Below are 231 nucleotides of genomic sequence, written 5' to 3'. Positions count from 1 at the left end.
CCGTAGCTCAGCTGGATAGAGTACTCGGCTACGAACCGAGCGGTCGGAGGTTCGAATCCTCCCGGATGCACCATCTTCTCTGCAATAGCGCATTAGCGTTGTTACAGAAAATCGATATCACTTTAGCAGTGATATCAAATCTGCAGTAAGTAAGTTTCCCTGATGCATCCGTAGCTCAGCTGGATAGAGTACTCGGCTACGAACCGAGCGGTCGGAGGTTCGAATCCTCCC

At 51.1% G+C, this 231-nt stretch carries 1 tRNA gene; it reads left to right on the top strand.

The features are described 5' to 3' along the window. The first annotated feature begins 172 nt into the window (after positions 1–172). Positions 173–231: transfer RNA gene (locus tag OGV65_RS00855), tRNA-Arg, on the top strand.

The organism is Citrobacter sp. Cb004 (genome assembly GCF_030337065.1).
Classification (GTDB): domain Bacteria; phylum Pseudomonadota; class Gammaproteobacteria; order Enterobacterales; family Enterobacteriaceae; genus Citrobacter; species Citrobacter braakii.
Note: the sequence above shows the minus strand (reverse complement) of the source record. Positions and strands in the feature narration are given on the sequence as shown.